Origin of the sequence: Pseudarthrobacter albicanus (assembly GCF_018224015.1) — a bacterium.
GTDB classification, from domain to species: domain Bacteria; phylum Actinomycetota; class Actinomycetes; order Actinomycetales; family Micrococcaceae; genus Arthrobacter; species Arthrobacter albicanus.
The window spans coordinates 79463-99810 of record NZ_JAGPOT010000025.1 but is presented as its reverse complement, the minus strand read 5'-3'; the positions used below and the strand labels follow the sequence as shown (position 1 = coordinate 99810).

Sequence of the window (20348 nt, the reverse complement as noted above, 5' to 3'; positions counted from 1 at the left end):
AAACCGCCGCCGCCCCTGACCGTGTCCCGCGTACTGCGGGGCTCGATCTTGGCCTGACGGATTTCGCGGCGATCACCTACAGCGACGGCACCAGGGAGAAAGTCCCCGCGCCACGCTTTGACCGGAAGGCGCAACGGAAACCCGCCCGCGCCCAACGGGAACTGTCCCGCCGCGTGAAGGGCTCAAAAAACAGGGCGAAAGCCCGTGCCAGGGTCGCGAAAATCCACGCGAAAACGCGTGACCTGCGCCAGGATTTCACCCGCAAGATCGCCGTCAGGCTGGCCCGCGAAAACCAGGCGGTCGCAGTCGAAACGCTCAACATCACGGGGCTGGCACGTACCAGACTCGCAAAATCGATCCACGACGCCGGGTGGGGTGTGTTCATCAACGAACTTACCCACGCGGGACTGAAGTACGGTTGCACCGTTCTGCGCGTCAGCCAATGGGAACCCACCAGCCAGGTATGCTCCGCATGCGGGATCAGGGACGGCAAGAAGCCGCTGTCGGTCCGTGTCTGGGCCTGCGGTGGTTGTGGCACTGTCCTCGACCGCGACTACAACGCAGCAGTGAATATCATGCTCGCCGCAGGACTTGCGGAGAGCCTAAACGACTGTGGAGGGGACGTAAGACTCCGGCTTGCCGGAGCGGTCCCTGTCGAAGCAGTAACCACCCAACTGGCTGCCGCCTGACGGCGGCGACCAGCCACGGGAATCCCCGTCCTTCAGGTCGGGGAGGATGTCAAGAAACCAGCCAGCCGGTCCCGCTTGACGGCCTCAAAGGCTCGCTGCGGCTGACCAGTACACCAAACTGGGGGTATCAGCTCCGCCGCGGGCTGGTGGAACTGACCCTCGAAGATGCCGCGCTCATCCGATCCGCGCTCTGCCAGGGCGGTACCCCGGTCTAGCCAAGGCAGTATGCGAAGCGACGACATAGGGGAGCCCGGACGTGCCTACTTCTTCCCGAAGAGGCCGCCCAGCAGCCCGCCGCCGCCGCCGTCGTCGTCGTCGTTCTTCTGGTCCTCCGGCTGGCTGCCAGGCAGATCGACGTCGATAAGCTCACCCGGCCGCGGCGCGCCCCCGGCCGGCTGGCCCTGGGGATAGGACCGGGGCTCGAGTCCGGCTTCCTGCGCCACCGGGTGCGACGACGGCTGGCCTCCGCCCCGGCCGCCACCGCTACCGCTACCGCCAAGCAGGCCGCCCAGGAGATCGCCGAGTCCACCGCCGCCCCCGGCAGCGCCACCTCCGAGGAGGCCGCCCAGGAGGCCTCCCAGATCGACCCCACCGGCACCCGCACCCGCACCGGCACCGCCCGGGCCGCCCGGGCCGCCGCGGCCGCCGAGCAGCCTTTTCGCAAGATAGGACATCACGATCGGGGCCAGGATCGGCAGGAGCTTCTTGACCAGGTCCCCGCCTGCGCCGCCCAGTTGCGCGGTCCCGGCCAGCTGGCTGGCCACCTGGTCCTGCTGTCCGCCAAAGACGTGGCTGACGATCTTTTCACCGTCCGCGGTGTCCACCCGCGAGACGTCGACTCCGCCGTCGACCAGCCCGTTCGGTGCTGGCCGAGCGCGGATTCCAGCGACGCTGCGCCGTCGGGGGCCTGGGCGTTGTTGTGCATGCCGGCCAGGAGCGTGGGCACCGCGGCCGCCACCGCGGCGTTGGCGGTCTCCTGGTCCGTGCCGAGCAGCCCTGCGATCTGCCCGACCGGAATGTGCCCGAGAATGTCCTGGAGCTCAGTCATGGGTACTCCTTCAGCCGCGCCGGGAGCGGCGGCGGCGTCGCAGGAAACGGCGCCCGGACCGGCACCGCCGAACTGCTGCCCGTGAATCGTAGTCCGGGCGCCCGGCACGCGGAAGGCCGCGGAAGACCGCTTCCGGCCGCCCGGCCGCACCGTCCCGGACGCGCCGTGAATGCGGGTAATCTTAGAGAGTTCCGGAGCCGGCACCGTCTCCGGAAGAGTTCATGGCAGGCAGCAAAAGGCGAGGTTCATGGTCCACATCTGGAACGATCCGTCCGAAGTCCCGGCGGACTTCGGTCCTACGGTCGTCACATTCGGCAACTTCGACGGCGTGCATCGCGGACACCAGCAGGTGCTCTCGCAGCTCGTCCGCATCGGCCGCCTGAACCATGCCCGTGCCGTCGCCATCACGTTCGACCCCCATCCGGCGCAGGTGCACCGGCCCGAATCCGCTCCTGAACTGATCATGGGGCTGGAGGACAAGCTGGTGGCACTCGGCGAGCTGGGCCTGGACTCCGTGCTGGTGCTGAAGTATTCACTCGAGCTGGCCGGCCTCACGCCGGAGGAATTCGTGGCCGACATCCTGATCGGCAGCCTCAAGGCGAGCCACGTGGTGATCGGCCACGACGCCCGCTTCGGCCGTGGCAATTCCGGCGACCTGGCCACCATGCAGGAACTGGGCCGGAAGCTCGGCTTCGAGGTGCTGGTCATCAGCGAATTCGGTTCCGAAGGCTTCCCCCTGCACGATGAAAAACTGCACAACGCGGTGCACGACGACGGCGGCACGGACCGCCGCTGCTCCTCCACCTGGGTGCGCGAGGCACTGCGATCGGGCGACGTCGCCACCGCCGCCGCGGTCCTGGGCCGCCCCCACCGGATGCGCGGTGAAGTCGTGCACGGCGCCGCGCGCGGCCGGGACCTGGGCTTCCCCACGGCCAACCTCGCGTTCACGGCGAGCGGCTACATCCCTGCGGACGGCATCTATGCCGGCTGGCTCGTGGACCAGGCCGGCACCCGGTGGCCCGCCGCCATCTCCGTGGGATCCAATCCCACCTTCGACGGCGTCAGCCGGCAGGTCGAGGCACACGTGATCGACCGTCCGGCCGAAGACGCCGACGCCTTCGATCTGTACGGCCAGACAGTAGTGGTGGAATTCGTCACGAGGCTGCGGGGCATGGTGGCGTACCGTGGGCCTGAAGCGCTGGTGGAGCAGATGCGCCTGGACGTGGTCCAGGCGCACGATCTCCTGGTCGCGCACCGCGGAAGGCACTGAGCCGCGGAAATCACCGAACCGCGGAAGGCACACTGTGGGCATTGAGAAAAACACGAGGGAGCTGGACCCGGACATTGTCCGCGACTTCAGTTCCCGGATGAGCTACGCGTCCTACCTGCAGCTGCCGACCCTGCTCAGCGCCCAGCAGCCGGTCAGCTCCCCCGAACACCACGACGAGATGCTGTTCATCATCCAGCACCAGACCACGGAGCTGTGGCTGAAGCTGGTCCTGCATGAGCTGCGCAGTGCCGCCGCCTGGCTGCGCACCGATGACCTCGGCTCGGCGCTGAAGGCGGTCGCCCGGGTCAAGCACATCCAGAAGACCCTGACCGAGCAGTGGTCCGTGCTCGCCACCCTCACGCCCACCGAGTATTCGCAGTTCCGCGGCTTCCTGGGCAACTCCTCCGGCTTCCAGTCCAGCCAGTACCGGGCAGTGGAGTTCCTGCTCGGCAACAAGAACCGCAAGATGCTGCCGGTCTTCGAGTCCGATCCCGGGGCGCACGCGATGCTGAAGGAACTCCTCGAAGAGCCAAGCATCTACGACGACTTCCTGGCCTACCTCAAGCGGCAGGGCTTCGACATCCCCGCGTCGGTGCTGGACCGCGACGTCAGCGAGGCGCACGAGTTCTGCCCCGGGCTGGTGCCGGTGTTCAAGTACATCTACGAGAACGCGGCCGACAACTGGGGCGCCTACGAGGCCTGTGAGGAACTCGTGGACCTCGAGGACAACTTCCAGCTCTGGCGCTTCCGGCACCTGCGCACGGTCCAGCGCACCATCGGGATGAAAGCGGGCACGGGCGGTTCCAGCGGCGCTGCCTTCCTGCAGAAGGCCCTGGAACTGACTTTCTTCCCGGAGCTCTTCGCCGTCCGGACGGAGATCGGCCGGTGAGCATCCCCGCCAGCACCGAAGCAACGGACTTTCTGTGGCAGCGGGCCCTCGAACTGGATGCCGCGGATCCGCTGGCCGGCTACCGCGAGCACTTCATCGGCACCGACACCGCACTGTCCTACCTGGACGGGAATTCCCTGGGCCGCCCGCTCAAGCGCACGGTCACCGACGTCGGCAGCTTCATCCGGGACAGCTGGGGCGGCCGGCTGATCCGCGGCTGGGACGAGGAATGGCTGGAACTGCCGCAGGTCATCGGCGACCAGTTGGGCCGGGCCGTCCTCGGCGCCGCCCCGGGCCAGACCATCATCGCCGACTCCACCACCGTCGTGCTGTACAAGCTGATCCGCGCCGCGCTGGCCGCCGTCCCGGACCCGGCCCGCACGGAAATCGTCCTGGACACGGACAATTTCCCCACCGACCGCTACCTGGTCGAGGGGATCGCGCGCGAAGAGGGTCTCACCTTGCGCTGGATCGACGCCGATCCCGCCTCCGGCGTGACCGTCGACCAGGTGCGGGCCGCCACCGGGCCGGCCACCGCCGTCGTACTCCTGAGCCAGATCGCCTACCGGTCCGGATTCCTCGCGGACCTCCCGGGGATCACCGCCGCGGTGCACGACGCCGGCGCGCTGGTGGTCTGGGATCTGTGCCATTCCGCCGGGTCCATTGAGATCGGGCTGGACGCGGCCGGCGTCGACTTCGCCGCGGGCTGCACCTACAAATACCTGAACGGGGGACCGGGCTCGCCCGCGTTCGCCTACGTCAACGCCCGGCACCTGCCCGGGCTGCGGCAGCCCATCTGGGGCTGGATGGGCCGGAAGGACGCCTTCGACATGGCGGCCGGCTATGAGCCCGCCGCCGGCGTCCGGGGTTTCCTGAGCGGCACCCCGGCCATCTTCGGCATGCTCGCGATGCGCGGCACCCTGGATCTGCTCGAGGAAGTCGGGATGGCCGCCGTCCGGGAAAAGTCCCGGCTGCTGACCGCGTTCGCCGTCGAACTCCACGACGCCTGGCTCGCCCCCGCGGGAGTGACGCTGGGAACCCCGCGGGACCCCGGGCTGCGCGGCAGCCACATCACCGTGGACCACCCCGCCTTCCGGGAAATGACCGCCGCCTTGTGGGAGCAGGATGTCATTCCCGACTTCCGTGCGCCGCAGGGCATCAGGATCGGGCTCTCACCGCTGAGCACGTCCTTCGCGGAGCTGTACCGCGGCGTGGCCGCGATCCGGGAGCGGCTGGAAAGCGGCGGTTTCGACAACCTTGGCGACAAGCCGGTAAACTAAACGTTGGATCCGGCTGCAGTCCGTGGCGGCTGGCTCTTGTTGTGTAGTGGAAGCCTTGCTTGTGGAGAGGGTTTCCGGCACCGGCACCCCGGCAGTGGAATTACTGTTTCGGGCCTCACGGCACATCTCTAGGAGTTATCGTGGCACTTGAAGCCGCTGTAAAGCAGTCCATCATCAAGGATTTCGCAACGTCCGAGGCCGACACCGGTTCGCCGGAGGTCCAGGTTGCAGTCCTGACTCAGCGGATCAAGGATCTCACTGAGCACATGAAGGTGCACAAGCACGATTACCACACCCAGCGCGGTCTGCTGGCCATGGTCGGTCGTCGCAAGCGCATGCTCACCTACCTCAAGAACACTGACATCGCCCGCTACCGTGCGCTCATCGAGCGTCTCGGCCTGCGCCGCTAGTCAGCTCTAAGGGGCGGCCCCTTCCGGAACGGAAAGGGCCGCCTTCTTCAAATACAACTCAACAGGAGGATCAACCGCATCACGCATTCGCGGTCCTCGGTAGTGATCCCCGGGAACGGTTTCGAAGAATGAAACCCCCGGCCCGTGGGTCTCGATCGATGACCGGGTGCAGTGCAGGCCAGTCGACAGATGCTGGCTTGGGTTGATGCGGCTGGGCTCCGTGAACCATGAAACGGAGGTGACTCTCTATGGAGGGTCCCGAAATCCAGTTCTCAGAGGCAGTCATTGACAATGGCCGCTTCGGCAAGCGTGTAATCCGCTTTGAAACCGGCCGGCTTGCCAAGCAGGCAGCCGGCGCAGCGATGGTCTACCTCGACGAAGAGACCGCACTGCTGTCCGCCACCACCGCCGGCAAGCACCCGCGTGAAGGTTTCGACTTCTTCCCGCTGACGGTCGACGTCGAAGAGCGCATGTACGCGGCCGGCCGCATCCCGGGCTCGTTCTTCCGCCGCGAAGGCCGCCCGTCCACCGAAGCGATCCTGGCCTGCCGCCTGATGGACCGCCCGCTGCGCCCGGCCTTCGTCAAGGGCCTGCGCAACGAGGTCCAGATCGTCGTCACCGTGCTCTCCATCAACCCGGACGAGCTCTACGACGTGGTCGCGATCAACGCTTCCTCGATGTCCACCCAGCTCTCCGGCCTGCCCTTCTCCGGCCCGATCGGCGGCGTCCGCGTTGCCCTCGTTGCCGACGAGAACGGCTCGCAGTGGGTTGCGTTCCCGAAGCACTCCGAGCTGCAGAACGCCGTCTTCAACATGGTCGTCGCCGGCCGGGTTGTGTCGGGTGCCGACGGAGACGACGTCGCCATCATGATGGTTGAAGCCGAAGCCACCGACAACTCCTGGAACCTCATCAAGGAACAGGGCGCCACCGCCCCGACCGAAGAGGTCGTCTCCGAAGGCCTCGAGGCTGCCAAGCCGTTCATCAAGGCCCTCTGCGAAGCCCAGGCCGACCTGGCTGCCCGCGCCGCCAAGCCGACCGTCGAATTCCCGGTATTCCTGGACTACCAGGACGACGTCTTCGCCGCCGTCGAGGCCGCCGGAGCCGAGAAGCTCGCCGCTGTCTTCCAGATCGCCGACAAGCAGGAACGCGACACCGCTTCCGACGCGCTCAAGGACGAGGTCATCTCGTCCCTGGCCGGCCAGTTCGAAGGCCGCGAGAAGGAGCTGTCCGCAGCATTCCGCTCGGTCACCAAGCAGGTTGTGCGCCAGCGCATCCTCAAGGACCAGATCCGCATCGACGGCCGCGGCCTGACGGATATCCGCCAGCTCACCGCCGAGGTTGAGGTCCTGCCCCGCGTCCACGGCTCGGCCATCTTCGAACGCGGCGAGACCCAGATCATGGGTGTCACCACGCTGAACATGCTCAAGATGGAACAGCAGATCGACTCGCTGTCTCCCGTGACGCGCAAGCGCTACATGCACAACTACAACTTCCCGCCGTACTCCACCGGCGAGACCGGCCGCGTCGGTTCGCCGAAGCGCCGCGAAATCGGCCACGGCGCCCTCGCCGAGCGCGCCATCATGCCGGTGCTGCCCTCCCGCGAGGAATTCCCGTACGCGATCCGCCAGGTGTCTGAGGCCCTCAGCTCCAACGGTTCGACGTCGATGGGTTCCGTCTGCGCCTCCACACTGTCCCTGCTCAACGCAGGTGTGCCGCTGAAGGCCGCCGTCGCCGGTATCGCCATGGGCCTGGTCTCAGACCAGGTCGACGGCCAGACCCGCTACGCCGCCCTGACCGATATCCTCGGCGCCGAAGATGCCTTCGGTGACATGGACTTCAAGGTTGCCGGTACGTCCGAGTTCGTCACGGCCATCCAGCTGGACACCAAGCTCGACGGCATCCCGGCCTCCGTCCTGGCGGCCGCCCTGAAGCAGGCCCGCGAAGCCCGCCTGCACATCCTGGACGTCCTGAACTCCGCGATCGACACCCCGGACGAGCTCTCCGAGTTCGCGCCGCGCGTCATCGCGGTCAAGATCCCGGTTGACAAGATCGGCGAGGTCATCGGCCCGAAGGGCAAGATGATCAACCAGATCCAGGAGGACACCGGCGCCGACATCTCGATCGAGGACGACGGCACGGTCTACATCGGCGCCACGAACGGCCCGTCTGCCGACGCAGCACGGTCCGCGATCAACGCCATCGCCAACCCGCAGATCCCGGAAATCGGTGAGCGCTACCTGGGCACGGTCGTCAAGACCACGACCTTCGGCGCCTTCGTGTCCCTGACTCCGGGCAAGGACGGCCTGCTGCACATCTCCGAGCTGCGCAAGCTCGCCGAGGGCAAGCGCGTGGACAACGTCGACGACGTCGTCTCCGTCGGCCAGAAGATCCAGGTGGAAATCACCAAGATCGATGACCGCGGCAAGCTCTCCCTGTCCCCGGTCGTGGCTGACGCGGAAGGCGCCGGCCAGACCGAGCGTGTTCACGCTTCGGCTCCGGCCGAGGGCGCTGACTCCGAGTAGCCAAGTAGCCGGCAACACGGAACGCAGCGGCGGGGCCGGTGGATCATCCACCGGCCCCGCCGCCGTTAAAGGGTAGGATGGCAGGCAGATTTGGCTCGTGTTTACTGAAAGGCCTTGATGACTGTCGTACCCCTGCCGCTAGAGCAGAACCAGCATGCTGACACCCTGATCCACGGAGCCGACGGCGGTTCCGAGGTGCGCCGCTCGGTCCTGCCCGGCGGCGTCCGCGTGCTGACCGAGGCCATGCCGGGCCAGCGTTCGGCCACCATCGGTTTCTGGGTCGCCGTGGGCTCCCGCGACGAGGCCCCCGGCCAGCATGGCTCCACGCATTTCCTCGAACACCTCCTGTTCAAGGGCACGAAGCGCCGCACCGCCCTGGAGATCGCCTCGGCCTTCGACGAGGTCGGCGGGGAATCGAACGCGGCCACCGCGAAGGAAAGCACGTGCTACTTCGCCCGGGTGCTGGACACCGACCTGCCCATGGCGATCGACGTCATCGCGGACATGATCACCGGCGCCGTCCTTGACCCGCAGGAGATGGAGCAGGAACGCGACGTCATCCTCGAAGAGATCGCCATGGACAGCGACGACCCCACCGACGTCGCGCACGAGCACTTCGTTGCCGCCGTGCTCGGAACGCACCCGCTCGGCCGTCCGATCGGGGGCACCCCGGCCGCCATCCGCGCCGTCGCCCGGGACTCCGTCTGGGACCACTACCGCCGCTACTACCGGCCCGACGAGCTGGTCGTCACCGCGGCCGGGGGACTGGACCACGACGTCGTCTGCGGGCTCGTGGTCGAGGCCCTCCACGCCGCGGGCTGGAGCCTTGAGCCGGCCGCCACGCCGGTGCAGCGCCGCCCCACCGAACGTGCGTCCATCACCGGCACCGCGGGCCTGCATGTGGTCAAGCGTCCGGTCGAGCAGGCGAACATCATCATGGGCTGCCCCTCGCTCGTCGCCACCGATGACCGCCGCTTCGTGATGAGCGTCCTCAACGCGGTCCTCGGCGGCGGCATGTCCTCCCGGCTGTTCCAGGAGGTCCGGGAGAAGCGCGGCCTCGTCTACTCGACCTACTCCTTTGCGTCCTCCTACGCCGACGCCGGCTACTTCGGCATGTACGCCGGCTGCACGCCGTCCAAGGTCCGGCAGGTCGTCGAACTCCTGGGCGCGGAGCTGGACAAGCTGGCCGAGGGCGGCATTTCCGAGGAGGAGCTCCGCAAGGCCGTGGGGCAGCTCTGCGGCGGCATCGTGCTGGCCCTCGAGGACACCGGATCCCGGATGTCCCGGCTGGGCCGTGCCGAGCTGGTGTCCGGCGAATACCAGGACATCGACGAGACCCTGCGCCTGATCAAGGCCGTGACCGCGGCCGAGGTCCAGGAACTTGCCCGCGAGCTCGCCGCAGCCCCCCGCACGGTCACCGTCGTCGGCCCGTTCGACGAAAGCGAAACCTTCGGACTCTGACGTGCACCTTAGCGGTACGTAGGGCCACCCCCCGGGGGAGCAACGGTTAGCCCTAAGGGAAGTCTGACGGATCTCGAGTGCCCGCTTGTAGCAGAAATGGGTACGATCTCTGCTCCACCTGGTTGCTAAGTGGCAATTGCGCTTGAGAAAAGCGCTGCCGCCACCAGCGCTAAAACGGAGGGAATTAGACCGAGTGAACTGCTCCAGTCCCCGAGGAAGCATGCATCTCGGGGTTACTCGCTGTGTCAAGCATGTTTTGTTATAACCACGTGAGGTTCCCGGTGACTGCCCCGCATGCCGTCCGCGTCACGAAGTAGTTAAGGTCCGATTATGGCTACGCCGATGGGGCGCCTAGGGCACGCCTTCTTTACAAGAACGCCCAGCCACCGCAATGAACCGTGGCTGGGCCCTTCTTGCATCCGGACCGGGCTACTTGGCCGGATACTCCCATTCCCATCCACCGCTGATCATTCCGGCGCCGTCATAGGCGATGCTGCCGGTGGGCGTGGTGACCTCGAGGACCACGATGCCGGTGGCTTTCTCGCCCATGCCGATGCTGTTGGGCAGCAGACGGCTCTCGTCCGCCAAGCAACGTTGGGCGGCAATCGTGTCGATCTTGTTCATGCGGGTCCCGTTGGCGGCGTACCCCTTCCAGTAGTGGGCGTCGAAACTGGTCAGGCCAGGCGCGCCGTTGACGTTCAGGCCGCCCTTGAAGTCAGCGGATGTTTCGACCTCGATGGCCACCGCCAAGGCGGTGCCGACTGGCTTGTCGGAGTACGGGGCGTCGCACGTGATGGGCTGGATCGAAGTGGGTTTGAATTTCAGGGCGGCATCGGTCATCGATGTTCCGCCGGCCCCGCCCAGCTCTCCGACCTTCTTCGGGATGTTGCCGTGGGCGTTGGTGACGAGACTGGAGCTGGGCGAGGGCGTGGGCGTAGACGTCTGGGCTGGCGCCACCGAGAGCGTGGGCTGGGCTTCGGCCTGGGCGCTGCTAGAGCAGCCGGCGAGCAGAAGTGCTGAGGCAGCGAGCAGCGGGAGGGCATAGCTTAATTTCATGGGTCCCCATTGGTAAAAGTGCGAGTTGACACCCAATCGTATGGGCGGATCTGGCAGCGGAGCGTCGGGGGCCGTAACACGGGCCGACTGGGCGTTCAATGCCTGCGACGTAGGGACACCACTCCTGCACAAAGGATCCTGACCGGAGAGCTCACCGACCTCGGTTTCGCCTGCCGGTTGCCAGCAGCGTGACCATTACCCCGGCGAGGACACGGAGGCCAGGTCCGTATGATCCGGCCCTGAACTGGCGCCCGCTGCTTCCGGTGCGCCATCGCCCGGCCCGGCGGGTGACGTGACATCAGCGCTGGCTGGTGCCCATTTCCGGGCCCTGAATACCTGAATGGACACGGCGAGTGAGGCAACGAGCAGGAACACGATAATGAGGACCAGGAACCCTGACGCTCAGAGCGTAGCGGTATCCGGGTACCTCCTGATCGACGTTTTGGTAATCGACGACGGTAAAGAACCCATCGTGGACTGAGGACTCAAAGGCGAATGGGGCCGATGTCGGGGGGGGGGGGGGGGGGATATTGGCCGCGGGTCGGGATGCCTGCGGGTTGGCGTGCTTGAGTCATGCCCTTCTATGAGTGGCAGAAGCGAACTTCCGTGAAGTGTTGACAAGGCCATCGCGCACGAGGACCCTCATCCACGACAACTCACTCCGTTCTGGCCCGTAGTGCCGGGACGACGAAGGAATCGAGGGTGGACATGGAAATCTTAGAAGCCGAAGAAAGAGAAGTCCGGATTGAGCTCTCCTCTGGCCCCGCGGGTTCCGCCGACCTTGTCAGGAGCGGTATGTTCCTTTACGGGAATGCATGGGTGGGTCCATGGATGGGCGGTAGGCCGCTGGCGGTCAAGGCGACGTTCGCCGACTCGCCCTTCAAGGTGCCGAGCCCCCGGGTCGTTCTATTGCAGCCGAGGCAGTTCGACAACAACGATTTTAGATATCCGGACCAGTTCGCCGTGATGGTTAACGAGACGGCTGAAAGCTATATCCGATTTACGGTCACTCGGATCGATACGTTCCAAAGAGGAGCAGGGTGGGGGCAGAACCTCATGGTCGATGTTTTTGTTGTCGACGACGGTACCGCGCCCACGGTCGACATGGGTTGAGCGAAAGCGGACCTGGCCATCTGCCTGCGGCCTAGACCGGGCCTAGCCCTGGCCGGTCGCCCCGATGACCGTGGCGCCCGGGTTGTCCCGCAGGCCCCAGTAGCCGTCGGCACCCGAGAGGATAAGACCTGCAGCAAGGTGCCCCCGGTGCCAGGCTTCGTCGGGGGTGCGCTTGAGCAGCTTGCGTCAGTGCTCCTGGTCTTCGAAGGAAAGTCGTCGTAGGTGGAATCCTTCGTCTCCAGGGCCCGGATCATCGCCCATTCGTGCCAGAAGTGGAAGGACCCGCGGCGCTGGGCGTTGAAGACACCCCGGGAGAGGTGCCCGCTGGCGTCCTCCCGGAACACCCACTCGGGCGGGCGCGGTTCCGGGCAGAGGGCGTGGCGGCCCAGGAAGCCGTCCCCAGACAGGGTGGTGAGGGAGACGCTTGGTTCGGTTTGGATCTGTGCTGCGAACTGGTCTCCGTCGGAGGTGCCGGCCGGCTCGTGTTTGGGTTCACCTAGACAGCGCACACAGCCCGGCGTGATGATGGTGGCGGGGTCATTCGGGAGGAACCATGGACCGGCCGTTGCCAGGCAGTGCACACGAGGCACTTGAGGCTTTCCTGGGACGCTGGGCCGGCACTACGGAGTGGGCGGCCTCACCGTGGGGCCCGGCACGGACAGCAGCGGTCGAGGTGACGTTCAGCCGCGCCGCCGCCGGACTGGCCGTCACTCATGGCTACCGCCACATCGACGCTGATGGGACCCTCTCCGAGGGGCATGGTGTCTTCACTGTGGACCCGGACCGCCCGGACATCCTCTGGTATCACGTTAATAGCATGGGGCTGCCGCCCGAGCGCCCCGCGCGCGCCAGCTGGCAGGGCGGTACGCTCACACTGGAACGGCGCAGCGATCACGGCACCGCGCGGCACACCTTCCGGGTGGACGACGGCGTGCTAACGCACTCCGCCGGGCTCCGGCTGGGCAAGGCGAGCGAGTTCAAGCCCTTCATGACGACAGTCTGCCGCCGCGTCTAAGTGTGCGGACGTCGATTTGGGCCGGATTCCCGTCGAGGGACAGTGCCGCCTCCTGGCTGCGTGTCGGCAAAGATCAGGCCCGGCACGGCATCCGCCAACCAGTCAATGGCCTGCTCCGGTGTCCAGCCCCTGTCTTCCACCAGGCCCAGGTACGTGCGGGGGCTTAGCATCACCAGGAGGATGTCCACAGCCTTGGCCCCGTCGACATCCGCGCGGAGCTCACCCTTGGCCAGGATGCTGTTCAGAAACTTGACGTAGGACTCGGTCCGGAGCCGCTCGACGCGGCGGAAATTGGCCTCGGCATCCGGATCCGATCGGGCCGCCGCCCGGACCACGTCGTTCAGGGCGCTGGCCCCGGCCATGATCGTGCTGCTCCCACGAATGAAATGGCGCAGCGCATCGCGGGCGTCGGGTTCGGCTTCGGCCGCAATGAACCAGTCACTCAGAGGCGGCGGCACGGAATCCTCTCCCTCCACGCTGTGGTCGACGACAGCGCCCAGCAGCTCGCCTTTGGTATGGAAGACGAAGTGGACCGTCTGTACGGCCACGCCCGCGCGTGCCGCGATAGAAGCCATCGTGGCACCGTGGTAGCCGGCGGTTGCGAATTCCTCTTTGGCAGCACGCAGGATCGTCACGCGCGTGGCCTTGGCGCGGTCGCGGCGGCTGGGCTTCTCGTGGCTATTGACTTCCTCCATGATGTGGATCACATTATCAGTATCACTCACTAGTGAGTGTCACTAATGAAATTGACTAGTGGGCCAACCATTTGAAATTCACGGAAATCGGCGGCAAGCCGGGCCGCCAGCAAGGAGAGGGCAATGTACGCAGTCGATGCAATGTGGAGTGTGCCGGGTGGCCAGGCGGAGTGGATGGCCGGTCTGGAAGCGAGTGTCATACCGTTCATCACGACTCTGCCCGGGTTCGTCAGCGCGCGCTTCACGCGAAACCTGAGTGAGCAATGCAACCACAGCTCGCTCGTGTTCGAGACCAAGGAAAACGCCGAGCGGTTCATCGAGGTTTCCTATCCGGCTCCGGAACGCACGGAGGCCAGGGATGACGCCGGGGTCAAACTGCTCGGGAAGATGGCCATCCACGAGGTCCTGGTTGAGGTCACGGCCGTGACGTCGGGGAGCGCCGGCTGACGCTCCGGAGCAGTGCCGAGGTCTGTTACAGAAGCTCAAAGGCCAGTTCAATTGCCACAGGCCCACGGACGTCCAGAGTGGTCCGGCGTGCTCAGGCTGCCGATTCCAGGATTCTGGTCTTCGGAGATCCCTGGAGAGCAGGGGCGGCCTCGGGGGAGTTCCAGACCTTGGACTGAAGGTTTTCCAGGAGGGCCTCCGCCTGGCTGCGCTGATCGAAATCGAGTTCAACGAGAACATAGTTTGGATCGTCCACCGGGCGGCTGATGCGGTGCGCCAGCACCCCCGAGGCAGCGCGGTTGACGGGATCCCGGTCGAAGGCCGCTTTCCACGTCCCGAAGTCCTTGATTCCATGCTCAATCTGCAGGGTGAACATGCCCTTGTCTCCTTCTGGCTGACCGTGCGTATCATGCTTGTGCTGCGCAGACACTGCCATGGTAGGCCTGCGCTGCCTGGCACGGTATAGCTGGGCGCCTTAGCCGCCGGCAAACGGCGGCAGGACGTCGACGACGTCGTCCGGCTTCAGCGTGGCTGTTTGGCCACGCACGGCGACCTCGTTGAGCAGGAAGCTGGAGCGGGACAGGATGCGGGCCAGCGGCGGTGTCCCGGCCGGGGGTTCGGGCCGATCGACGGCGAGGATCGCCGCCACGAGCGAGGCCATGGTGGCGCCGTCGGCCAGGTCGAAGAGTTCCTCTTCCTTCCCGGCGGCAGCGCGCGCGGCAGCGAAGTAACGTACGTGCACAGGTGTTTCAGCCTCCGATGGCGCTCATGCTGCGGTCCGGCTGGACGAAGTCCGGGGCATCCAGTCCGACGTGGTCCATGCCGTGGGCCTTGGGCTTGATCCACATGGCATCCTGCCAGCGTCCGGCGAGCTGTTCGTCGCTGGCACCCTCGCGCAGCAGCCCCAGCAGGTCGACCTCGTCGCGCGAGAACAGGCAGCTCATGATCTTGCCCTCCGCCGTGATGCGGGTGCGGCGGCAGTCCGAACAGAAGGGCTCGGTGACGGAGGCGATGATCCCCACGGTTCCCAGCACGGGACCGGTGGTCCCGGCGGTACCGGGCATCCGGCGTCGGACCTCGAAGCGTTCGGCGGGGGCGCCGTCGCGGGCCCGCGGATCCGGGCCCAGCACGAAGTCGGCGGAGAGCAGTTGGCGGATCTCCGCGGCGGTGATCATGTTCCGGCGGGTCCAGCCATGGTCGGCGTCGAGCGGCATCTGTTCGATGAAGCGCAGCTCGTACCCGCGGTCCAGGGCCCACGCCAGCAGGGCCGGCGACTCGGCGTCGTTGATCCCGCGCATCAGCACGGCGTTGAGCTTCACGGGACCCAGCCCGGCGGCCCAGGCGGCGTCCACGCCGGCCAGGACCTTGTTCAGGAAAGGCCGTCGGGTCAGCTGGGCAAATGTTTCCTCATGCAGGGAATCCAGCGAGACGTTGATCCGCGAGAGGCCCGCGGCCTTGAGCCCGGCGGCCTTCTTGTCGAGGCCGACGCCGTTGGTGGTCATGGAAATGGGCAGTTCAGGGTGGGCCTGGCGGAGGGCCGCGATGATGTCCAGCAGGTCGGCCCGGACCAGCGGTTCGCCGCCGGTCAGCCGCAGCTCCCGCACGCCCAGCATATCGACGCCGATCCGCACGATCCGGACGATTTCCTCCGCCGACATGACTGCCTGCTTGGACAGCCACTCCAGGCCTTCGGCCGGCATGCAGTAGGTGCAGCGCAGATTGCATTTGTCCGTGAGTGAGAGCCTCATGTCCGTGGCACGGCGTCCGTAGCGGTCCACAAGCCCGGCGGGTAGGCCGGCCGGGCGCCCGGACTGCGCGGAGGCGCCCGTTCCGGGGATGGCTGTCCCGCGGGGATGGGGCATGCCGAGCTGAACTGTCATGAATTCAGGCTACGCCACCTCGGCCCAAGCATCACGCCCGGGGGCCGGGGATCTGGCGGATGCCGCAGGGAATTCCCGACTTTCCCGTCCGGTGCCCGGAACCGTGCCCGAGAGCCGGCCGCGGAGCCCTGCCGTGGAGGCGCCGGTGAACCTATGCTGGAATCGTGAACACTACCCAGACAGCCCCGGCCACCGCGCCGACGGAAAACCGGCACGTCCTGGCGTGGGCGGCGGCTGCCGGGGTGGTGTCCGTCGGCACCGGGGTGGTGCTGGGAGAACTTGCCGCCGGGCTGGTGAGCCCCTCACTCTCACCCATGACCGCGGTGGGCGGCGCCGTGATCGACGCCGTCCCGCCGGGCGTGAAGGAATGGGTCATCTCGCTCTTCGGCACCGCCGACAAGGTGGCGCTGCTGGCCGGCATGGCGCTCGTCATCGCCGCGCTGGCGGCCCTCTCCGGGATCGTCGAGCTGCGGCGCCGTTTCGCGGGAGTTGCCATCATCGCTGTCTTCGGTGTGGTGGGCCTCGTGGCCGTGCTGGGCCGGGCCGAACTGACCGCGTACGCCATCCCCGTCCCGCTGCTCGTTGCCGTGGCCGGCATATCGCTGCTGCGCTGGCTGATCCGCCGGCTGGGGGAGTGGCAGCCCGTCCCGGGCGGGCGGGACGCCGGAGCAGCGGGGCAGCCCGTTGCGGGCGGGCAGGACGCCGGAGCAGAGGGGCTGCCCGTCCCGGGGCAGGCCGTCCCGGGGCAGCCCGGCCCTGCCCGGCGCCGCTTCCTGCAGATCCTCGGCGGAACGGCCGCCGTTGCCGTCCTGGCCGGCCTGCTCGCCTCGATGCTGCGGGGGGCGGCCGCCGCCGTCACGGAGGTGCGCAGCAAACTCGCGCTGCCGGCTGCCGCCTCACCTGCGGCGCCGGTTCCGGCGGGCGCCGAGATCCGGCTGGACGGCCTCGGCCCCCTCGTGACCCCCGACAAGGACTTCTACCGGATCGACACCGCGCTGCGCGTCCCGCTGGTCGAGCCGGAGAAGTGGACCCTGAAGGTGACCGGCCTGGTGGAGCGCGAGATCGAACTGGATTTCGCCACGCTGCTGGCCAAACCCCTGACGGAGCGGTACGTGACCATCGCCTGCGTCTCCAACGAGGTGGGCGGGGACCTGATCGGCAACGCCCGCTGGCTCGGCTGGCCCGTCCGCGAACTGCTGGCCCTCGCCGGCCCCAGGCCGGAGGCGGACATGGTGCTGTCCCGCAGCACCGACGGCTGGACGGCGGGCACCCCGCTGGAGGCCCTCACGGACAGCCGGGACGCGTTGCTGGCGGTAGGAATGAACGGCGAGCCGCTGCCGCTGGAGCACGGCTTCCCCGTCCGGCTGATCGTTCCCGGGCTCTACGGCTACGTCTCGGCCACCAAATGGGTCACGGAGCTGAAGGTGACCCGCTTCGCGGACGACGCCGGCTACTGGACGCCGCGGGGCTGGTCCGAGCGCGGCCCCGTCAAGACGTCCTCCCGCATCGATGTGCCCCGCGACGGGCGCAACGTGGCGGCCGGGACGGTGGCGTTCGGCGGCGTCGCCTGGGCCCAGCACACGGGCATCGCCAAGGTCGAGCTCCGGGTCAACGGCGGGCCCTGGCAGCAGGCCGGGCTCGCCCCGGGGATCTCCAAGGACACCTGGTACCAGTGGAAGCTGGCGCTGGAGCTGGCACCCGGGCAGTACGAGGTCCAGGTCCGGGCCACGGACCTCGGCGGCGTCCCGCAGGTGGAGGACCGTGCCCCGGTTGCCCCCAGCGGGGCCACCGGCTACCACACGGTTAGAGTTAGCGTGAAGTAGCCCCCGGAAGCAGCCCGCCGAACCAAAGGTCACCCAGCCATGCACCGCACCCAGACACGCCACGTCAGCGTGGAAGAGCACCGCGACAAGGTCCGCGGGCTGCTGGCCCCTCTACGCACCCCGGACCGGGTGGAGCGGCTCCCGCTCCTCGCGGCCCTGGGCCGGGGGCTCGCCGCCGGGATCACGGCACCGCTGGACCTCCCGCCGTTCGCCAACTCCCAGATGGACGGCTTCGCCCTCCGCAGCGCCGACGTGCCCGACGGCGGCGCGGAGCTGCGCGTCGTCGCCCCCGTTCCGGCCGGTGCCGCCCCGGCGGAACTCGCCCCCGGCACGGCCGCCCCGATCATGACCGGCGCCATGCTGCCCCCCGGCGCCGACGCCGTCGTACCGGTTGAACAGGCGGTGCCGGATTCCTTTCCCCCGCCCGGGCAGCCGGCCACCGTCCGCCTGCCCGCCGCCCCGGCCGGGAACTTCGTCCGCGACGCCGGCAGCGACCTCCGCGCCGGGGAACCGGCGCTCGCCGCCGGGACCTTCCTTGGTCCGGCCCAGCTGGGCCTGCTGGCGGCCCTGGGATTCACGGAGGTCCCGGTCCACCGCGCCCTGGCGATCCTCCTGGTCACCACCGGCGACGAGGTCGTGGAACCCGGCAGTCCGCTGGGGCCGGGCAAGATCTATGACTCCAACGGCACCCTGCTCGAGGCCTCGATGCGCCAGGCCGGCCTGGCGGTCACGAGGACCGGGATCTCCACCGACCGGCCGGAAGAGCTCGCCGCCCTGCTGCGCCGGCACGCCCCGGCCGTGGACCTGATCGTCACCACCGGCGGCGTCAGCAAGGGCGCCTACGAGGTGGTCCGGCAGGCGATGGACGGACACGACGTCGAGTTCGCGCCCGTCGCGATGCAGCCGGGCGGCCCGCAGGGCATCGGCAGCTTCGACGGCGTCCCCGTGCTGGGCTTCCCCGGAAACCCGGTCAGCTGCCTGGTCTCCTTCGAGATGTTCCTGCGCCCCGTGCTCTCGGAGCTGTTCGGCTCGCCCGCGCCGCGTCCCGTGGTCCGGGCGCGGCTGGCGGAACCGCTGGCGTCCCCGCCCGGCAAGCACCAGGTCCGGCGCGGCACGCTGGGCCCGGACGGCACCGTCCGGCTGGAAGGCGGCGCCGGTTCGCACCTGGTCCACGCCCTGGCGCACTCCAATGTGCTCATCCAGGTCCCGGAAGGAACTGCGGCGCTCGCAGCGGGCGCCGAGGTGGAAGTATGGATGTTGTGAACGAAGCAGAGAATCAACACGGTTTGACCCACCTGCGCCAGGACGGCACGGCCCAGATGGTGGACGTGTCCAACAAGGCGCAGAGCACGCGGGAGGCCACGGCCACCGCGACCGTCCAAAGCACGGCCGAGGTCCTGGGCCTCCTGATGGACGGGGAGCTGCCCAAGGGCGACGCCCTGGCCGTGGCCCGCGTGGCCGGGATCATGGCCGCCAAGAAGACCCCGGACCTCATTCCGCTGTGCCACCCGCTGCCGCTCGCCAAGGTGACGGTCGACTTCGAACTCGACACCGATTCGGTCACCGTGTTCGCCACGGTCAAGACCTACGGCGTCACCGGCGTCGAGATGGAAGCGCTGACCGCAGCCTCCGTCGCGGCACTGAGCGTGTACGACATGATCAAGGCCGTGGACAAGCACGCGGTCCTGACCGACATCAAGGTGCTCGCCAAAAGCGGCGGCAAGAGCGGGGACTGGAGACTGTGAGCATGCCCGAACCACACCGCCACGGCGAAGCGACGGGCCGGAAGGCCGGCGTCGTCATCGCCTCCACCCGCGCCGCCTCCGGCGTCTACGAGGACCTCACCGGCCCCGTCATCATTGACTGGCTCACCGAACACGGCTTCGAGTCATATCCGGCCATGGTGGTCCCGGACGGGGAGCCCGTCGGCGCAGCCCTCCGCGCCCTCCTGACCCAGCAGCCGGCCGTGATCATCACCAGCGGCGGCACGGGCCTGAGCCCCACGGACGCCACCCCTGAGCAGACCCTTCCGCTGCTGGACCGGGAAATCCCGGGCATCATGGAGGGCATCCGGGGCGCGGGGACCGCCAAGACCCCCATGGCCATGCTCAGCCGCGGCCATGCGGGGGCGGCCGGCCAGACCTTCATCGTCAATCTCCCGGGCTCCCCGAAGGGCGTCATGGACGGCCTGAGCGTGCTGGACCCGGTCATCGGACACCTCTGCGACCAGCTGGACGGCAGCCATGGGCACTGAATCAACCTTCGAAGTGGTGCACGCGGTACTGAGCGCCGAGCCGATCTCCGTGGACCAGGCCATTGCCGCGGTGGAGTCTGACACCGCCGGGGCCGTGGTCAGCTTCAGCGGCATCGTCAGGAACCACGACGGCGGCAAGCCGGTGGAGCGGCTCAGTTACAGCGCGCACCCGACGGCGCACCAGGTGATGGCCGACGTCGTCGCGGCCCTCGTGGCCGAGCACACGCCGGCCGGCGGGCCGGGCGGGGCGCCGGACAGTGAACGGGACAGGCCGGGCGGCGGTGGGAAGAGCCAGCCGGTGCGGATCTGGGCGGCCCACCGGATCGGCATGCTGGAGGTCGGGGACCCCGCGCTGGTCTGTGCCGTCTCGGCGGCGCACCGGGGCCAGGCCTTCGAGGTCTGCTCGGAGCTGGTGGACCGGATCAAGGCCCAGGTGCCCATCTGGAAGGAACAGTTCTTTACCGACGGAACCGTCGAATGGGTGGGCGCGGGCGAGTAG

At 67.8% G+C, this 20348-nt stretch carries 21 protein-coding genes and 1 pseudogene; 15 read left to right on the top strand and 7 right to left on the bottom strand.

What is annotated here, in order from left to right:
• Positions 1–689 (top strand): RNA-guided endonuclease InsQ/TnpB family protein (locus tag J9611_RS07870; protein ID WP_211879119.1); only part of this gene is annotated, 689 nt, incomplete at its 5' end.
• Positions 690–949: 260 nt separating this feature from the next.
• Here J9611_RS07870 and J9611_RS07865 read toward each other — a convergent pair.
• Positions 950–1513, bottom strand: a complete 564-nt coding sequence (locus J9611_RS07865; RefSeq protein ID WP_307857043.1) for a DUF937 domain-containing protein — start codon at positions 1511–1513, stop codon at positions 950–952.
• Positions 1514–1605: 92 nt separating this feature from the next.
• Positions 1606–1737, bottom strand: a pseudogene (locus J9611_RS22305) (DUF937 domain-containing protein); the annotation flags it as partial.
• Positions 1738–1984: 247 nt separating this feature from the next.
• Here J9611_RS22305 and J9611_RS07860 point away from each other — a divergent pair.
• The 6 genes from J9611_RS07860 (at position 1985) to J9611_RS07835 (ending at position 9569) form a co-directional block, all read left to right on the top strand.
• Positions 1985–3007, top strand: a complete 1023-nt coding sequence (locus J9611_RS07860) for a bifunctional riboflavin kinase/FAD synthetase (protein WP_211879116.1) — start codon at positions 1985–1987, stop codon at positions 3005–3007.
• 34 nt (positions 3008–3041) lie between these two features.
• On the top strand, positions 3042–3896 hold the full coding sequence (gene kynA, locus J9611_RS07855) for a tryptophan 2,3-dioxygenase (protein ID WP_211879114.1): 855 nt from the start codon (positions 3042–3044) through the stop codon (positions 3894–3896).
• Positions 3893–5176: a kynureninase gene (locus tag J9611_RS07850; RefSeq protein ID WP_211879112.1), complete on the top strand. Its 1284-nt coding sequence runs from the start codon at positions 3893–3895 to the stop codon at positions 5174–5176. The genes kynA and J9611_RS07850 overlap by 4 nt, the downstream gene beginning before the upstream one ends.
• 140 nt (positions 5177–5316) lie before the next feature.
• Positions 5317–5586 carry a 30S ribosomal protein S15 gene (gene rpsO, locus J9611_RS07845; protein ID WP_211879110.1) on the top strand — a complete coding sequence of 90 codons (270 nt, stop codon included), beginning with the start codon at positions 5317–5319 and terminating at the stop codon, positions 5584–5586.
• Between the two features lie 248 nt (positions 5587–5834).
• A complete protein-coding gene (locus tag J9611_RS07840) occupies positions 5835–8108 on the top strand; it encodes a polyribonucleotide nucleotidyltransferase (RefSeq protein WP_211879108.1) in 2274 nt (757 codons plus the stop codon).
• A gap of 117 nt (positions 8109–8225) precedes the next feature.
• Positions 8226–9569, top strand: a complete 1344-nt coding sequence (locus tag J9611_RS07835; RefSeq protein WP_211879106.1) for a M16 family metallopeptidase — start codon at positions 8226–8228, stop codon at positions 9567–9569.
• Positions 9570–9998: 429 nt separating this feature from the next.
• Here J9611_RS07835 and J9611_RS07830 read toward each other — a convergent pair whose 3' ends face one another.
• A complete protein-coding gene (locus J9611_RS07830) occupies positions 9999–10625 on the bottom strand; it encodes a hypothetical protein (protein ID WP_211879104.1) in 627 nt (208 codons plus the stop codon).
• A 702-nt stretch (positions 10626–11327) separates the two neighbouring features.
• Between J9611_RS07830 and J9611_RS07825 the strand changes: the two genes are divergently transcribed.
• Together J9611_RS07825 and J9611_RS07820 are read left to right on the top strand one after the other, a co-directional pair.
• Positions 11328–11738 (top strand): hypothetical protein, encoded by a 411-nt coding sequence (locus J9611_RS07825; RefSeq protein ID WP_211879102.1) that lies wholly within the window; start codon positions 11328–11330, stop codon positions 11736–11738.
• Positions 11739–12303: 565 nt separating this feature from the next.
• Positions 12304–12753: a DUF1579 domain-containing protein gene (locus J9611_RS07820; protein ID WP_246527509.1), complete on the top strand. Its 450-nt coding sequence runs from the start codon at positions 12304–12306 to the stop codon at positions 12751–12753.
• On the opposite strand, the gene J9611_RS07815 is transcribed toward J9611_RS07820, so the two are convergent.
• Entirely contained in the window at positions 12750–13478 is a 729-nt protein-coding gene (locus J9611_RS07815; RefSeq protein WP_211879099.1) for a TetR/AcrR family transcriptional regulator, read from the bottom strand. The two genes, J9611_RS07820 and J9611_RS07815, sit on opposite strands and share 4 nt — an antisense overlap.
• Positions 13479–13571: 93 nt before the next feature.
• On the opposite strand from J9611_RS07815, the gene J9611_RS07810 reads away from it, so the two are divergent.
• Positions 13572–13895, top strand: coding sequence for a hypothetical protein (locus J9611_RS07810; protein WP_211879097.1), 324 nt, complete (start codon positions 13572–13574; stop codon positions 13893–13895).
• A gap of 91 nt (positions 13896–13986) precedes the next feature.
• Here the strand turns inward: J9611_RS07810 and J9611_RS07805 are convergent, their stop codons facing one another.
• The 3 genes from J9611_RS07805 to moaA all read right to left on the bottom strand — a co-directional run bounded on the left by J9611_RS07805 (position 13987) and on the right by moaA (position 15772).
• Positions 13987–14268, bottom strand: coding sequence for a hypothetical protein (locus tag J9611_RS07805; RefSeq protein WP_211879095.1), 282 nt, complete (start codon positions 14266–14268; stop codon positions 13987–13989).
• A gap of 99 nt (positions 14269–14367) precedes the next feature.
• Positions 14368–14634 carry a MoaD/ThiS family protein gene (locus J9611_RS07800; RefSeq protein WP_211879093.1) on the bottom strand — a complete coding sequence of 89 codons (267 nt, stop codon included), beginning with the start codon at positions 14632–14634 and terminating at the stop codon, positions 14368–14370.
• Positions 14635–14641: 7 nt separating this feature from the next.
• A complete protein-coding gene (gene moaA / locus J9611_RS07795) occupies positions 14642–15772 on the bottom strand; it encodes a GTP 3',8-cyclase MoaA (RefSeq protein ID WP_211879091.1) in 1131 nt (376 codons plus the stop codon).
• A 314-nt stretch (positions 15773–16086) separates the two neighbouring features.
• Here moaA and J9611_RS07790 point away from each other — a divergent pair, with 314 nt between their 5' ends.
• From J9611_RS07790 to J9611_RS07770, 5 genes are read left to right on the top strand one after another with little or no spacing between them, the layout of a single operon-like run.
• Positions 16087–17595 (top strand): molybdopterin-dependent oxidoreductase, encoded by a 1509-nt coding sequence (locus J9611_RS07790; RefSeq protein WP_246527526.1) that lies wholly within the window; start codon positions 16087–16089, stop codon positions 17593–17595.
• 39 nt (positions 17596–17634) lie between these two features.
• Positions 17635–18858, top strand: a complete 1224-nt coding sequence (locus tag J9611_RS07785) for a molybdopterin molybdotransferase MoeA (protein ID WP_211879089.1) — start codon at positions 17635–17637, stop codon at positions 18856–18858.
• Positions 18846–19340, top strand: coding sequence for a cyclic pyranopterin monophosphate synthase MoaC (gene moaC, locus J9611_RS07780; protein WP_211879087.1), 495 nt, complete (start codon positions 18846–18848; stop codon positions 19338–19340). The genes J9611_RS07785 and moaC overlap by 13 nt, the downstream gene beginning before the upstream one ends.
• Positions 19341–19342: 2 nt before the next feature.
• Positions 19343–19849 (top strand): MogA/MoaB family molybdenum cofactor biosynthesis protein, encoded by a 507-nt coding sequence (locus J9611_RS07775; protein WP_211879085.1) that lies wholly within the window; start codon positions 19343–19345, stop codon positions 19847–19849.
• On the top strand, positions 19839–20348 hold the full coding sequence (locus tag J9611_RS07770) for a molybdenum cofactor biosynthesis protein MoaE (protein ID WP_211879084.1): 510 nt from the start codon (positions 19839–19841) through the stop codon (positions 20346–20348). The genes J9611_RS07775 and J9611_RS07770 overlap by 11 nt, the downstream gene beginning before the upstream one ends.

Bases quoted from the DNA above. Each gene is read 5' to 3' on its own strand.
- J9611_RS07860 (WP_211879116.1), top strand. From the start codon at position 1,985: ATGGTCCACATCTGGAACGATCCGTCCGAAGTCCCGGCGGACTTCGGT.
- J9611_RS07840 (WP_211879108.1), top strand. From the start codon at position 5,835: ATGGAGGGTCCCGAAATCCAGTTCTCAGAGGCAGTCATTGACAATGGC.
- J9611_RS07835 (WP_211879106.1), top strand. From the start codon at position 8,226: ATGACTGTCGTACCCCTGCCGCTAGAGCAGAACCAGCATGCTGACACC.
- J9611_RS07830 (WP_211879104.1), bottom strand. From the start codon at position 10,625: ATGAAATTAAGCTATGCCCTCCCGCTGCTCGCTGCCTCAGCACTTCTG.
- J9611_RS07810 (WP_211879097.1), top strand. From the start codon at position 13,572: ATGTACGCAGTCGATGCAATGTGGAGTGTGCCGGGTGGCCAGGCGGAG.
- J9611_RS07805 (WP_211879095.1), bottom strand. From the start codon at position 14,268: ATGTTCACCCTGCAGATTGAGCATGGAATCAAGGACTTCGGGACGTGG.
- moaA (WP_211879091.1), bottom strand. From the start codon at position 15,772: ATGACAGTTCAGCTCGGCATGCCCCATCCCCGCGGGACAGCCATCCCC.
- J9611_RS07790 (WP_246527526.1), top strand. From the start codon at position 16,087: ATGACCGCGGTGGGCGGCGCCGTGATCGACGCCGTCCCGCCGGGCGTG.
- J9611_RS07785 (WP_211879089.1), top strand. From the start codon at position 17,635: ATGCACCGCACCCAGACACGCCACGTCAGCGTGGAAGAGCACCGCGAC.
- moaC (WP_211879087.1), top strand. From the start codon at position 18,846: ATGGATGTTGTGAACGAAGCAGAGAATCAACACGGTTTGACCCACCTG.
- J9611_RS07775 (WP_211879085.1), top strand. From the start codon at position 19,343: ATGCCCGAACCACACCGCCACGGCGAAGCGACGGGCCGGAAGGCCGGC.
- J9611_RS07770 (WP_211879084.1), top strand. From the start codon at position 19,839: ATGGGCACTGAATCAACCTTCGAAGTGGTGCACGCGGTACTGAGCGCC.